The following is a 15,260-nucleotide window of genomic DNA, read 5'->3' on the forward strand; positions in this document are numbered from 1 at the left end:
TCGAAACCGAAAAAAACGTTTAATACACGCCGTTGCCCGGATAGCTCAGTCGGTAGAGCAGAGGATTGAAAATCCTCGTGTCGGTGGTTCGATTCCGCCTCCGGGCACCACGCATTCTAAGGCCTCGCTGGAAACAGCGGGGCTTTTTTGTTTCCCCGATTGTCCCAGATTTGTACCAATTGTCCCATCCACATTACCGGCAACACGTTTCAAGTGCTGTCCTGCAAGGTGGGCGTAACGCAATACCATGTCATACGAAGCCCATCCACCAAGCTCCTGAACCTCTTGTAAACTTGTACCGCTCTGGACGTGCCAACTTGCCCATGTATGACGTAAATCGTGCCAACGAAAATTTTCAATGCCTGCTCGTTTCAGGGCTGCATGCCAAGCCTTTGTGGATGTTCTCTCTACTGGCTTGCCTTGATAGACAAAACAGTAGGTAGAGTCATCCCCGCTAACTTCATTCAAAACAGCAATCGCTGAATTGTTTAGAGGAACACTGATAGCTTTACCCGACTTGGATTGATCAGGATGGATCCATGCAAAACCTCGCTCTAAATCCACCTGCTCCCATTTTAAGTAGCTCACATTCGCTTGGCGTAATCCTGTCGCTAAGGAAAAGCGAGCCATTAAACTTAAATGTCTGGGTAATTCTTTTATCAGCCTTTGCGCTTCCTCTGGCTGCAACCACCGAATACGCTTTCTAGGCTCTCTATATAATTTAACCGCAGGAATTTTATCGACCCACTCCCACTCATCACGAGCCATGCGTAACATGGCTCGAATAAGGGCAAGATATCGGTTTGTTGTGGCAGCAGATGCTTCGGCTCGTATCTCTATCTTGACGGTTTCAATTAACGCTCGGTCAATTTCATCAAGGTAGCGATTACCGAAAAACTTATCTAACCGCTTCAACTTACCCACATCTTTACAGTGGTCTCGTTTATCCTGCTTATCGGTCAGCCAACGAACAACTAACTCTTGCCAAGTTCTTCGAGGCTTTTCTCCCAGTTTATAAACCCTCCAAGCTTCGCTCTTCAGGCTGTCTTCGTACTCTTGTGCCCGCTTTTTGTCCGTAGTCCCAGAAGAGCGGTATATGCGCTCTCCGTTCGGCGCAGTGAAGCGAGTCCACCAGATGTGTCCACGTTTGTACAATGCCATGATGACTCCTCCTCATCACAACCTTGTTGCGGCGTGTTCACACCAGAAGAATACAAAGCGTCCAAATATTCGACAAGGTCTTTTTCTAAAAACACCCACCGTTTGCCTGGTTTGACCGCTTTTATTCGTTTGCTTCTGGCAAGCTCGCCAAGCCACGATTCGGACACACAGAGGAACTTTGCGGCTGCTTCTAATGAGTACGTTTTCATTATTCATCCCCCTGCTCCTTTGCTCTTTGTGACACCAGACAATACTTAGTGGTTTTCTCTTCTATTTTTGCTTCGATGTACTTCTGAGCCGAGGAAAAGTCTCTTAACTGGTTTTCTCTGAAAAACTCATCAGCGTCTTCTAGAAAGCAGTTCAAAGCTTCAATAGGATCATGTAACCCTCTGGTTGCCATATAACTGGTTAGACTGCCTAAGGTGTTAATGATGAGCCATTCTCGACTTGGAACAGACTCAGCCGATAAGCGTCTGGCAGGCTTTGCTTCGTTTAAGTTGAACCGAACCTGAGACAAGTCTGTCCAAACAGGCTCTAACGGCCAACGGGATGGATTTTTATCACCGTTATCATGCCGTAGCTTCAGCCATTTCTGTGTGCCATAAGCCCAAACTGAGTTGATATTTTCCATAAATGTATGGGGCTCTAGTAAACCGAGCTCTTTTACAACAGATTGACGCAGTTGGAACTCTAAACGCCAAATTTTATTTTCACCGCTCCACCCGCTTTCTCGCCAAATGTCTTTAAAGAAGTCCTTTTTACTTGCGACAATTTCTTGAGTTTTGTCATAAAGGCGAGCGGAAATTTCACCTCCGGCTCCAAACATAAATCCAGTAAGCACACCATTTTCGTGAAACGTCTGCTTTTTCTTTGAGCGGCAAACCCATTGGTTTTCTTTAAACGTTGACCAGTCCACTGGACAGGAAAAGTCAGCACAAATATCGATACGGCTTATTTTGGGGAAACGAGGCTCACCGACTAGCTCAGCAACAATAGAGTCCGATATGGCTAGCGCACTTTCAAAACCACTGACATTGAGCAGCTCGCTGGATATTTCTACATAAGCAACCGGTAAGTTAGGCGCTTTCATACTGGCAATACGAATTCGGAAAAGACTGTTTCTGATGACATAAGAGTATTGTTTATACCCCATCCTTTGAACAACAAAGTCCATGTCGCAAAGATGCATATAAGCGCAGGCTTTTTCTTCAATAGACGAGGATTGAGCCAACAACTTTAAACGCTCTAGTTCATCATTACGCTCTTTTGATAAAGCGCCACTGTAAGATAAATAAAGGCTATCGATTCCCTGATTAAAAACTTCGATTAATGTGTATTTTGGGGGTGCTGTGTTACAAGGGTTCGCACCCTGCCCTTTTTGAGCTTCTTGGCTGACACCGCAATCAGCATCCCTCCGGCTTCGCTCGTATGCATGCATGCTTGCGCCGTCTTCAGTTTTGGTTTGGTTGTCGTGTTTTGACATATTTGTAACCTCATTACTCGTTGAAAGAGGTTACTTATTCTCTACATGACCTTGCTAAATTCGAGGAAGCGAAATTACGATTTCGTTTCCTTTTTTACTTTATTCCGTTTTTGATTGAATTTTGCTATTGCTGCTAATGGATCTTTTCCTTCGGTGAACAGACCAAGCTCTAAACAAACCTCTGATAGCTCTCTCGTACTGACTTTCTGTTTTGCTCTTGTTTCAGCCATGATCTCAAGAAGATACCTCATAGGATCATAGGCTCTTTCTTTCCTTGTGGGCTTTGTTCGGGTAATTGCTTTACTCAGCTTATGCATGAGTGAGTTGTTATCACTTATCTGAGCTAGAGAAATATGTTGCTGAATGGTCGGGCAGCCTAAAGCACTTCTATCCGTATAAACCGCTTCTAAGAGCGCCCTTTCAGAATGCTGATTATTAAGGCGAACCACTTCAAGCATTTCGTTTATAGTTCTGTGGCGTTGCTCAATAGCAGTAAAGTTGAACCCTATAGCGTGTGCAAGCTGTACCATAAATATGACATCTGACTCATCACTTTGCTCTGAGTTCGATAACTCATCCAAAGTACTTTGGAGCTGCTCAGTACCCCGTTCAATTAGCTTTAACAGCTCTTCCAGAGATGGACTTTTCAGCGCTCCTAACTCTTCTCGAATGCCCATTATTTCGGTCATTACAGAGTTGAACACAGCCAAGTCCAACTCGTAGAAGAGGTACCACGGTCTTACGAGCCTAGAATTTATGCTCAAATCACTTTCAGCTGCTAAGGAGAAGTACTCACTTGAAGCTTGTCGGGCTTCAGAGTAGAAGCTATAAGCTTCTCGAAGTTTTTCCATTATGATTTAGTGTTCTTCGTTTTTTAGAAAGTCTAACTAACAGCTAAACAACTTATCCTACGGGTTAAGTTATTTAAACTTTAAAAATGTAATAAAGGCTCATCATAGGAAAGTTCAAGATTGAGACGACTCATAAGAATCCAACTGTACTTTTAATACGTCTACCTCTGTTTCCTTTATTTTATCATCTTTAATAATTTTTCGGTTTATAACCTGAATTAAAACATCAGGTGTTAGAGGGACAAATTTACACACAAATGAAAGGTCTTTAACAATAGTCGTCCGTGGAGCCCTAAAAACTTTCTTTAAAATCGAATTATCTGCCTGTACGATTTCCCTCACCGGATCTGACAAACCAGAAGTAAGACGAAGACGAAATTTAGTTTTCAACATCTCGTCGAGGTTTCCACTTTTGTAATGCCGATAAGACAACTCTTCGAAAAGCTTAATCATTCCCCAATCGGAGGTTTCTAACGTTGCATAGATGCCATTTAGAGCCCGACTTAAATCATCATGCCCCTGCCAGTCTTCTTTCGCCTTATACCTCAAGTCGTGCTCAACCTCATGCCACCCTTCAGATAAGACTGTTCTAAACTGCACTTCAAATGTTTTGTCAATTATCGATTCAAATTTCCGGGGGTAAACCACATCAAATGAATCTGGTAACTCAAAAATTAGATTGCATCGCCTAGCAGAAAAAACATCGCCCTCCGGCTTATCGATAACAGAGTCCTCAGACAAGAAAACAAAGTTCTCTTTTAAAAGCTCTACTGCAACATCAATATCATCAGCAAAGTAAAGGGTTATCCTTACCCCAAGAAAATCCTGAATATTTTTTCCGTCTGGAGTATATTTTCCTGGCTCTTTTTTTACCTTCTTATCCAAAGAGTACTCAGATTTGGCCCTACCGAACACACGGTATAAAAGCCCCGCAGGATTGAGAACGTATTCAATTTCTTTATTTAACTCCCTGATAACCCTATCACTGTAATCAACTTGCATAGTTGCTTTCCTTGCCAATTAACTCTTTAATTTCAGCTATTTTGCTTATATTAAGCTCTAGAAAGTTTGATTTATCAGGCACAGATAGGATTTCTTTAGCTTTTAAGCTATCAATTCCTGAGTGGATTTCCGAAGGAGTAAATTTCCCGCCGCTATATAAGATGCTTGTCGGACGGTGTTTATGTGCTCTAGGTCGACCTTTTGGCCAAAATTTACTTAAGATGAACTCTTCCACCTTGGGTAAGGACTTATCATCTTCTGCTAAAGAGCTTTTAGATAAATTCTGAATAGTACCAAGTGAGTCTAAGAAGCCTATTCCATCTTCGTGATTATTGACTAACTCAATATTTGACTTCTCTGCCTTATGCTTATCAGCAACTGAACACCCGTAGAAATGGCAGTTTACAAACGTAACTTCCTCAAAGTTTTCCTTGAAGAAATTACAGTCTTGGAAAATACAGTCTAAAAATAAAAATCTTTTAACTTTTGATTCTTTTCCAAGATTTAAGTCTCTAAATGTTTGTGCGGACAATGTATCGTCAGTCAAGTCGATTCTAAGTTCCCCACACAAAGACTGTGAAAAAAGAACTCTATCGGCAGGAGCTTGAAACTCCAAAGCGAACCTTATCGAGCTCCAAAGCATTTCTCTTCTGTCAACACTTCTTGGAACCGTGGCCATAACTGCTGGCTCTATAAACCTCTGCTCTCCTAACCATTCACTATCATCTGACTCAATTACAACATCCGCGACAAAGTTACCAAGCACAAACTCGTTTATAAAGCCAATATTATCACTATTTCCTACCCGATCTAATAACGCATGAGTCGTGATTTTTGTAATCAACTCATCCATTGAGGGTCTTTCTGCCGAGGTATAGAGCGCCATGACTTTCTCAAGCAATCGAGCAAACTTTTCGCTAAGAAGCATCTCTAAATACTCTTTAGACTCTGAAGTGTAATTCGAAAGCACCATATCGGATGCAACGAACCTCATGATAGTCAGTTGCTCTTCGACCGAGAGTTTTAAGTTTTGACGTTCCTGTTCACGTTCAAGAAGAGTGTAAAAATATCGCTTAACAATATCATCGCCTAACTCAAGCACTCCCTCAAATTCGTCTTCCGGGAGGCCTCTAAGGTAAGCTAACAATACCGGATTATTAAGTTTTGCAATCGGGAAGTTGAATTTTTCTAAGCTAGCTATTTTTTCAGACGTTAGCCAATCGCTTATAGTTGGCTCTTTCAACCTTATTCTAATAACATCAAACTCATCTTCATGACTGAAAACCCATTCGTGGAATGCGTCGCCATCAAATATAGCTGTTCGGCGAGTTGTGAGGACTACTTTAGAGTTTTCCTCAAGAAGCTCTCCGATCGTATCTAACATAGGTTCCGCTGCATCATAACCATCATCGTCACTTGATCTGCTCTGATGTATTAACTCATCGAAACCATCTAAAATGACCGGAACTCGACCTTCTTTTATCTTTTCCTGCACCAGCGAAGACCGTAAAGTCGGAAAGCTCCTATCTATTTCATCCAAAAATACATACCTGAAAATCTTAGCTTTTCTATTTCTAGATAGCTCACTGAATAACGGGACTTTATTGCTTTTCGAGGACAGCAGCTCATTTAAAACCTCAAAAGCAGTGCATGTCTTACCGAAGCCAGCCGCAGCTTCAATTAATATTAAAGTGGGTCTTTTAGATTCAAATTTTTCAGTGATTACATCTATTAACTTGCTATCACCTTCTTCACCATTAAGAGTGTAAGCAACTTCAACGTATTTATAAGCCCCCTGAACTCCTAAGGTATCCTCGATCGAGTTGACATGTTTTTCATATTCCCTACTCAACCGTTGCTTTGTTTCCTTTGCTGAGAAAAACCCCTCAAAAAGAACCTCTTCTACCTCGTTTAAACTGGAGTAATTTCTTACCGTGCAAGCGAAGTTTAGTTTTCTTAGTTGTTGAAATGTTGATTCCACATCCACTTTATCGCTGACTTTTACAATATCAGCATTGTGGAAATGACCATTTCGAAGGGTGAAAACCAGAACATCTTTGTTATCTACTGGAAGCTCTTCAAAGCCATAACTTTTATACAGTCTCTTTAACTTTTTAGTATCCAAGTTAGTTAACCTATTATTAAAAAAAGTCTATGCACAATACTAACGAAGACAAACACTAAATAAAATAGTGCACTATAAGGTCTTATGATGGGAACAAATTACTTTGGGTAGTGTCCCAATTTTGTACCAAAACCAGTGCAAATGACTGCAAATTGGTACAATTTTGGAAAAATGAAACGCCGCAACTGGTTGATTTTAAATAACTTTAATAACTAAAGGTTACGCTATACCCGCTTGAAAATCCTCGTGTCGGTGGTTCGATTCCGCCTCCGGGCACCAACTTCTTTCTAAAGCCCTGCACTTAGTGCGGGGCTTTTTCGTTTCTGAGCAACGGATGTAACACGCTTAGTAACACAGGCCTATAACCTGACGTTACCGCCTTCCAAAGCCAAGGCGACGTTCGCGTGAGTTGAGGCAGTTAAAGCTCGCTCATAAAAGCGTGCTCTAACTGCGCTCAATGACCTAACTCTCTATTCTTTAAAACGCTGCACTAAATAATAAAGCGCTGGAAGCACCACCAACGTCAGCAATGTTGACGATACAATACCGCCAATAACCACTGTCGCTAACGGCCGCTGCACTTCGGCACCCACACCGGTATTAAATGCCATAGGGACAAAGCCCAGGCTAGCTACGAGAGCAGTCATCAGTACAGGTCTTAACCGCTGTTGCGCGCCTTCAAACACCGCATCTTTCAATGGCAGTCCGTCGCGCAGCAGTTGCCGTATGAATGTCAGCATGACCACGCCGTTCAAAACCGCCACGCCCGACAGTGCAATGAAGCCGACTGCAGCGGAAATTGATAGCGGCATATCACGCAGCGCTAATGCGAATATCCCGCCGGTCAGCGCTAAGGGAACGCCTGTGAATATGACGAGTGCACTGCTCAGCGAATTAAACGCACTGTATAGCAGGCCAATAATTAATAGCAGCGCTAATGGCACAACCAAACTCAACCGTTGGGAAGCTGATTGCAGCTGTTCAAAGGTACCGTCGTAGTTAACCCAATAACCTGCTGGCAAATCAACCTCAGTCGTTAGCGCATCCTGAACATCTGCCACAAAAGAGCCCAAATCACGATCTTCAACATTCGCACTCACAATAACATTGCGTTTGCTGCTTTCTCGGTTAATTTGGTTCGGTCCACTTTCCAAACTCAATTCGGCGACCTCTCCCAACGGCACATAGCGCAGCTCAGGGTTGCCGGCAGGCAGATCAATAGGCAGTGATTTAAGCTGTTCAATGCTCTTACGCCATTCTTTGTCGAGACGTACCATTAGCTTGAAGCGTTTATCCCCCTCGTAAATAATCCCTGACTGAACTCCACCAACCGCAGCTTGAACTGCTCGCTGTACATCAGCGACTGTTAGGCCTAATAACGCTAAATGATCACGCTTAGGTATAACTGAGAGTGTCGATAAACCGGTCATTTGTTCAACCCGAACATCAGCAGCGCCATTAACGGTGCGAATGACTGCGGCGGCTGAGTCGCCTAACCGTTTAAGCGTTTGCAAGTCATCGCCATAAATACGAACCCCCAAGTCAGCTCGAACGCCTGCAATAAGTTCGTTAAACCGCATTTCAATCGGTTGAGTGAACTCGTACTTATTACCGGGAAGCTCTTGCACAGCAGTTCGTATTTCAGCAACCAGTTGCTCTTTGGTTTTTTCTGGGTTTAGCCAGTTCTCACGCTCCTTTAAAATAATAATGGTATCAGCGACGCTCGGTGGCATAGGGTCGGTCGCAACATCCGGGGTACCAATTTTTGAGAATACCAGTTTAACTTCGTCAAAGCGTGACACCACAGACTCGACATCTTTTTGCATTGCTATAGACTGCTGCAAGCCAGTCCCCGGAATGCGCAAGGCTTGCATGGCAATATCGCCTTCATCAAGCTGTGGCAAAAACTCAGTTCCCATGCGACTCGCCTGAAACAGTGATACCGCAAATAACCCAAAGCCAAGCAAAATAATGACAACTGGAAGCTTTAATGTTTGCCGCAGAGCCGGCTGATACACTTTGCGGGCCGCTCGCATTATTCGGCTTTCGCTGTGCTTAATATTGCCACGGACAAATATTGCAATAGCAGCGGGTACAAAGGTAACACTGAAAATTAACGCACCTAACAACGCCGCTACGACCGTAAACGCCATGGGATGGAACATCTTGCCTTCCACGCCACTTAACGCAAATATTGGCAGGTAGACCAGCATGATAATCAGTACACCAAAAACCGTTGGGTTGAAGACCTCACGTGTACTATGGGTTACTTCAATTAAGCGCTCTTTAGTGGTAAGTACCCGGCCTAAGCGTTGCTGTGCAATTCCAAGCCGTCGCAAAGCGTTTTCAACCACAATGACCGCACCATCGACGATAATACCAAAATCAATTGCGCCCAGGCTCATTAAATTACCAGACACCTTGTTGGCGACCATGCCGCTTACCGCAAACAGCATACTTAACGGAATGACACAGGCGGTAATCAGTGCTGCACGGGCATTTCCGAGTAGAATGAAAAGCACGACAATAACCAGCACGGCACCTTCAAACAGATTTTTCTCTACCGTTGCAATGGTTTTATCCACTAAGGATGTGCGGTTATAAACCGTTTCGATGACGACACCGTCTGGCAAGCTTCGTTGCACCTCCTCAATTTTATTGGCCACATTCTGTGCAACAATACGGCTGTTTTCGCCGATAAGCATCATGGCCGTGCCCAATACCACCTCGCTCTCGCCCGAGGTTGAAGCGCCAGTGCGTAATTGTTCTCCCAGTTTGACCTCAGCCACGTCACTCACGCGCACCGGTGCATCATCACGTTTTGTCACGACCACATCACGAATATCGTCAAGTGTCTTAAGCTGTCCAGGCGAACGCACCAACCATTGCTCACCATTTTTCTCGATATAACCGGCACCAGCGTTTCTATTGTTAAGATCCAATGCTGCCAAAAGGTCCTGCATGGTCACTTTATAGGCCAGCATACGACCGGGGATGGGAGCCACCTGGTATTGCTTTTCATAACCCCCCACACTATTAATCTCGGTAACACCGGGCACCTTGACCAGTTGCGGCTTAATGATCCAATCCTGGATGGTACGCAACTGCTCGGGCGTATACGCCTCGCCATCGGCATTGGTAGCCCCCTCTTTCGCGCGTACTACATAATTAACAATTTCACCAAGGCCGGAGGCTATTGGCCCCATCGTCGGCTCGATACCGTCGGGTACTTCTCCCCTTACCTTTTGCAATCGCTCACTGATTTGCTGTCTAGCCCAGTAAATATCGGTGCCCTCTTCAAACACCACGGTAACTTGCGACAACCCATAGCGTGAGATCGAGCGGGTGTAGTCCAGCTTTGGTAAACCTGCCATCGCGGTTTCCACCGGATAAGAAATACGTTGTTCGGTTTCTAATGGCGAATAGCCTGGCGCTTCTGAATTTATCTGTACCTGAACATTGGTAATATCCGGCACAGCATCGATGGGTAGCTTTAATGTGCTATAAACGCCCGCAGCTGCTACTAACAAGGTTGCGGCAAGCACCAGCCATCGACGATCAACCGCAAAGCGAATGAGTGCATCTATCATTGTTTACTCTCCCTAATGGCTGTGGCCTGCGCCTTGTTTTAGAATGTCAGCCTTTATCAAGTAGCTGTTTTCAACGACATAACTTTCGCCATTCTCAATACCCGATAACACCTCGGTGTATTCACCGTCAGTTCGGCCTAACTCAACTTCCCTGGCTTCGAAACGATTACCCTCTTTAATAAAAACAACGGGGTTATCTTCTAAACGTTGAACAGCATCATTGTTTATCGCCAAGCTCGCGTTAAAGCTGTCTGTAACGACATCCGCTTTTACGTGCATTCCCGGTCGCCAATGCCCCGACTGATTGGGCAACTCGATAAGTGCGCGTGCAATATGTCCGCCAGTCATTTGTGGCGAGATATAAGACACAGTTCCTTCGACGGTTTTATGATGATGCAAGTCGTACACATAGGTCGTTTGCTCTTCTTCTAACGACTCAATGTTCTCCGGGAACGCTGAAAGCTCTACCCAGACCGATGATGGATCCAGGACTTCAAATAATGGCTTTTGCTCAACCACTTCACCAACATTGGTAAAACGTGCAGTTACCTCTCCGCTAATTGGGCTGATGACTTCAAATGCCGTGCCTGTCGTAACATTCTCAACAACAGCCAGAGTTTGCCCGGCTTTTATGTCATCGCCGATATTGGCCTTTAGTGACGTAACAATACCTTTGTACTTCGCTCCGATATGCACAATATTGTTATTATTGGGGGCTATTACACCGAAAATTGTTTGCTTTACTCGAATGCTTTGAGCGCTCGCTGTTGCCAACGTTAATTTCGCGTTTTCTATTGCTGCATCACTTAAATTGGTATGGGGTGCTTCATGCTCTTCGTGTTTTTTCTCATAAGCCAATACGGGCAGTGAAAAACTGGCAATGCAGATAATTGTAATCAATGTGTTGAGTTTCATTGTTGTACTCCTAAAAACGGCTGTCCGGTCATGCGCTCTAATTCGATGATGTCGCTGTAAATCGCATGTTGACGGGAGATTTTTTCATACTCGAGTTTTGCTAACTCTGTTTGCGCGTCTAACACTTGCAACAAAGAGTGCGTTCCGCGTGCGTAACCCTGTTGAGTTTGTGCGAGTAACTGTTCAGATAGCGGCATCAGTCGCTGGTTTATCTTTTGCAGATAACTTTGGTGAGTTTGCAAACTGTGCACTAGCGATAAAGCCAGTGATTTTAGTTGCTGCCGAACCTGTTTTTGCTGCGCCAGGATAGACTGATGCAGTAATCGGCTTTGTTTTATGCGACCGACGTTAGGGTCAGTGAACTGCAATGGCATCGATGCCTGGACGATTAAACCTACATCATCGAACTCATTATTGTAGCGAGCCCCGACACCAACGGTAATATCCGACTTTGAGTCCGCTGCTAACGCTCTGGCTTGCGCTTGTAGAAGTTGCTCAGAGTCCAGTAAACGCAAATACTCCGGCGCCCGATTAACAGCCGATAACACGTTGGCTTTTTCCGGGAGGCTTAGCGGAAAAGTAAAGTCTCCAGAGACGCGCGTAAAATTGAGCTCGCCTGCCCACATTGAAGCCAGTTCAGCTTGTTGCTTTTTCAGTTTACCGTTCAACTCGTCAGAGAAAGCGTATTGGCGCTCTAACTGTAATTTAATGCGAATAACCTCGGATTTAGGCACCGCGCCAGCTTCTACACGCTCCTGTGCCACTTTTATCAGTCGCTCAGTTCGCTGAATTTGACGCTCGCTGGTATGCGCGACTTGCTGAAGTTTTAAAATGTCATAGAAACGCTGTGTGGTTTCTGCCAAAACCTCAATTTGACGATACTCAAACTCTGCTCGCTGAGCTTTCTCTTTTTCGGTTGCAGCTTTAACTCGTAACTGCCGTTTGTCCCCTAACTCTATGAGCTGAGAAAAGGATACGGTCAATTGTGAGTTACTGATACCTTCTAGCCGTCCTGAGCCGGCAAAGTTTTCTATTTCCGCAGATACCCTTGGGTTCGCTGAAAACTCAGCCTGCTCTATCAGTGCTCCTGCAGCTCGTATTTTATAATCATACTCCAGTAACTCAGGGTTATTCTTGATCGTTTTTTGTAACGCTTCTTTCAGCTTTAAATCTGTCGTCGCAGCCGTCGCCACAGGCACTAGCGCACCTAAGCAAAAGGCTGCCACGAAGTATAAATACTTCATGTTGCTTCTCCATTAACTTATAGGTTTTAAAAAGTCTAAGTTAACGGTTACGCGTTTGGTGGAGGTACAGGGGGTTGGTGAGTCAGGCTTTGGTCAAAACCTATCGAGTTTGAGTTGGGTGCCAAAATAACAGGCACGGCTGAAATTAAGAGGTTATAACCAGTAATGCAACTAATATGAGGTTGTGTTTGTTGTTTACTATCATATATTGATTTATTTAAGTCTTGATTTTCACGCTCAATTTCTAAGACTAAGTCATACGCAACTCCTGCACTCTTTATTGAAGACTGACTGAAAGTACCAGCCACAGGAGCACAGGCAAAAGAGCTATGAATGAGCACAGTCAGTATTAAAAACCAAGATATTTTCATTCAATTACCCTACTCAATATAAATTCCTAATCCATCCAAAATAAGCTCGGCCATATTAATTATTATACTTACTATTTACTTAGAACCCGGTAGATTCGGTATCATTGAGACCTGCAAGTTGCTTAACAGTAATAGGATAACTCCTAGGGTAATTGCAATATCGGCAATATTAAAAACTGGCAATTGCCACGTTTGCCAACCTAGATGAAGGGAGTCGACAACATAGCCACGAAACAGTCGGTCAATGAGGTTCCCAACCGCCCCCCCAAGAATCAGCCCGTAGCTAATGCCATCCCGTTTACTTACTTTATTAAAGATCAACCTCGTTAAAGCCACAGACATTAGCAGAGCAACCCCAATAAAAAAATAGCGCTGCCAACCTCCACCATTTGAAAGCAGGCCAAATGCCGCACCAGTGTTCCAAGTGTGTACCCAATTGAAAAAAGGGGTCAATGAAATCGAATCACCGTAAGCTATTGATTGCTGCGTCTGCCACTTGATCACTTGGTCAAGGACTACAGTTAAACCAGAAATTAACAGAGAAATATAGGGCGAAAATCCTTTATCAACGCAGGACATTCAGTTCCCCTTCAGTGCAAAAATGCGTCTTGACCCGTTAAGCACGATTAAACCTGCTATGCTACCTATAATAAGATCTGGGTAATTCGACCCGGTCAACGCAACGAGGATGCCAGCGATGATTACGCCAAGGTTAATCACTACATCATTAGCTGAAAAAATCCAACTTGCTTTCATATGCGCACCACCTCCTCTATGTTTGGAGATAAGTAGAAGACAGATGGTATTGCCAATCAACGCGACAAATGCAATCCCCATCATCGCAAGTGACTCAGGTTCACTCCCGAATACGAAGCGTCTCACAACTTCTGCAAGTACACCCAGAGCCAAAACCAGTTGTAGTACGCCAGCTAGGTGCGCAGCACGTATTTGCATATTAACACTACGCGCTACGGCATAAAGAGAAAGCCCGTAAACTGCCGCATCGGCAAAATTATCTAAAGATTCCCCAATCAAACCAGCAGACTGCCAAAGCAGTCCGGCAGTCATTTCCACCAAGAACAGAAGAGTATTGATGGTGAGCAACCAACACAAGGTGCGGGACTCCTGCTTATCCGAACTTGCCGAAAACTCCTCAGCTTTGATTGCCTCGGAGTCCGCAGCAGTGTCTCTTTCAAGCGAGGCCCCCAAACCTAGAGTCTCTAATTTAGAAGTAATAAAGGCTGTCTCACCATCATGTAATACCTTCAGCCGACGGTTTGACAAGTCGAAGGATAATGAATGAATTTCCTCAAACCCATTCAGTGCCAAGCGAATCATTCGTTCTTCTGATGGGCAATCCATTTTTGCTACAGAGTAAACGATGAGCCGTTTACCTGACTCTTCGTAGGCATTTTTTGAGTCGCCATTTGTTCGAACCGTATCAAAGGAACTAGCCATCGTATTACTTACCTTAAATATATAGTTTCACAATTAAAAACTATAAAGTTACTATAAGGTCAAGAAATTACTTAACTAGATAGGAAATTTTCTTATGCGTATTGGTCAACTAGCAGACTTATTAGGAATTCAAACCCAGACAATAAGGTTCTATGAAAAAAAGGGTTTGTTACCTTTACCAGCTCGTAGTTATAACGGATATCGAGTATACACTGAAAAACATTACAAAAGACTTAAGTTTGTATGTAGCTGCAGAGCTATAGGCCTTTCATTATCTGAAACCCGCAGATTACAAGATTATCAAGACAATCCACATCAACCTTGCTCAGCCGTTAATACCCTGATTGATGAACACATAATGCACATACGCTCTCAAATTACTTCTTTGCAAGATCTTGAGAAGCAACTCACTTCAATTAGAACAAGTTGTACTGGCCAAAGCAAAGTTATTGCGTGTACAATTCTTAATAAAATTGATGAAATAGAATCTGTTAGTTGTAACCGAGACGTCTAAATTTCCGGAGGTTACACAACGTACTTACACAATTTTTTAAGGTTGTCCAGCGGAGCTTCGTTAGGCTACTGAGTGTCTAGTGAACTAGTGGCGATTCAGAATGCACTAGTTGAGAACTATTTTTAATTAATGTACCATTAAGCTGCTTATTTAGAACTGTAGGTAATGATGCTTAGACTCGGATTTTTAATACTGGTGCTTGTTGCTGTTCTGACTCAAATCAGTCAGGCGGTTGCTGATGTGCATCAATCTCACCAATCCTCTTCTGAGCAACACCTCAATTTTGAGCATGACGAATCCCACATCGATAAGCGCAATCTCCCTAAAAGTGGCGAAATCAGCTTTGACTACCATCATTGCTGTCACTGCCATGGTTCATTTCATTTATATGCCATGAAGGCTGAAAAAACTCTCGCGTTACCACGAATGGGCACAATACGTCTTGGGTATACTGAGTTTTACACTAACCCACTATCATCGCCGCTGTTCCGGCCTCCCATCTCCTCATAGCTGCCTAATACGCTGCTTTAGCAGCGCAACTAAATC

12 protein-coding genes and 1 tRNA gene are annotated in these 15,260 nt (G+C 43.8%); 2 read left to right on the forward strand and 11 right to left on the reverse strand.

What is annotated here, in order from left to right:
- Positions 1 to 34: 34 nt before the first annotated feature.
- Positions 35 to 110: transfer RNA gene (locus EST55_RS03945), tRNA-Phe, on the forward strand.
- 1,259 nt (positions 111 to 1,369) lie between these two features.
- Here the strand turns inward: EST55_RS03945 and EST55_RS03960 are convergent.
- The 10 genes from EST55_RS03960 to EST55_RS04005 form a co-directional block, all read right to left on the reverse strand.
- The gene (locus EST55_RS03960; RefSeq protein WP_129496584.1) at positions 1,370 to 2,644 is read right to left on the reverse strand and encodes a hypothetical protein; all 1,275 of its coding nucleotides are present in this window, start codon (positions 2,642 to 2,644) and stop codon (positions 1,370 to 1,372) included.
- Between the two features lie 74 nt (positions 2,645 to 2,718).
- A complete protein-coding gene (locus EST55_RS03965) occupies positions 2,719 to 3,495 on the reverse strand; it encodes a hypothetical protein (protein ID WP_129496585.1) in 777 nt (258 codons plus the stop codon).
- A 114-nt stretch (positions 3,496 to 3,609) separates the two neighbouring features.
- A complete protein-coding gene (locus EST55_RS03970; protein ID WP_129496586.1) occupies positions 3,610 to 4,497 on the reverse strand; it encodes a RelA/SpoT family protein in 888 nt (295 codons plus the stop codon).
- Positions 4,487 to 6,622, reverse strand: a complete 2,136-nt coding sequence (locus tag EST55_RS03975; RefSeq protein WP_129496587.1) for a hypothetical protein — start codon at positions 6,620 to 6,622, stop codon at positions 4,487 to 4,489. The genes EST55_RS03970 and EST55_RS03975 overlap by 11 nt, the downstream gene beginning before the upstream one ends.
- Before the next feature lie 470 nt (positions 6,623 to 7,092).
- A complete protein-coding gene (locus tag EST55_RS03980; protein WP_129496588.1) occupies positions 7,093 to 10,212 on the reverse strand; it encodes a CusA/CzcA family heavy metal efflux RND transporter in 3,120 nt (1,039 codons plus the stop codon).
- A 12-nt stretch (positions 10,213 to 10,224) separates the two neighbouring features.
- Entirely contained in the window at positions 10,225 to 11,127 is a 903-nt protein-coding gene (locus EST55_RS03985; protein ID WP_100690626.1) for an efflux RND transporter periplasmic adaptor subunit, read from the reverse strand.
- Positions 11,124 to 12,371 carry a TolC family protein gene (locus EST55_RS03990; RefSeq protein ID WP_011234871.1) on the reverse strand — a complete coding sequence of 416 codons (1,248 nt, stop codon included), beginning with the start codon at positions 12,369 to 12,371 and terminating at the stop codon, positions 11,124 to 11,126. Before EST55_RS03990 ends, EST55_RS03985 begins: the two co-directional genes overlap by 4 nt.
- A 47-nt stretch (positions 12,372 to 12,418) precedes the next feature.
- A complete protein-coding gene (locus tag EST55_RS03995) occupies positions 12,419 to 12,742 on the reverse strand; it encodes a hypothetical protein (protein WP_034818148.1) in 324 nt (107 codons plus the stop codon).
- 75 nt (positions 12,743 to 12,817) lie between these two features.
- Positions 12,818 to 13,321, reverse strand: a complete 504-nt coding sequence (gene lspA / locus EST55_RS04000; RefSeq protein WP_034818150.1) for a signal peptidase II — start codon at positions 13,319 to 13,321, stop codon at positions 12,818 to 12,820.
- Positions 13,322 to 14,200, reverse strand: coding sequence for a cation transporter (locus EST55_RS04005; protein WP_034818152.1), 879 nt, complete (start codon positions 14,198 to 14,200; stop codon positions 13,322 to 13,324).
- A 94-nt stretch (positions 14,201 to 14,294) separates the two neighbouring features.
- Between EST55_RS04005 and cadR the strand changes: the two genes are divergently transcribed.
- Entirely contained in the window at positions 14,295 to 14,714 is a 420-nt protein-coding gene (cadR, locus tag EST55_RS04010) for a Cd(II)/Pb(II)-responsive transcriptional regulator (RefSeq protein WP_074668950.1), read from the forward strand.
- A 186-nt stretch (positions 14,715 to 14,900) separates the two neighbouring features.
- On the opposite strand, the gene EST55_RS04015 is transcribed toward cadR, so the two are convergent.
- Entirely contained in the window at positions 14,901 to 15,086 is a 186-nt protein-coding gene (locus EST55_RS04015) for a hypothetical protein (RefSeq protein WP_006956204.1), read from the reverse strand.
- Positions 15,087 to 15,260: the final 174 nt, after the last annotated feature.

Origin of the sequence: Idiomarina sp. 29L, from assembly GCF_004123135.1 — a bacterium.
GTDB lineage: Bacteria > Pseudomonadota > Gammaproteobacteria > Enterobacterales > Alteromonadaceae > Idiomarina.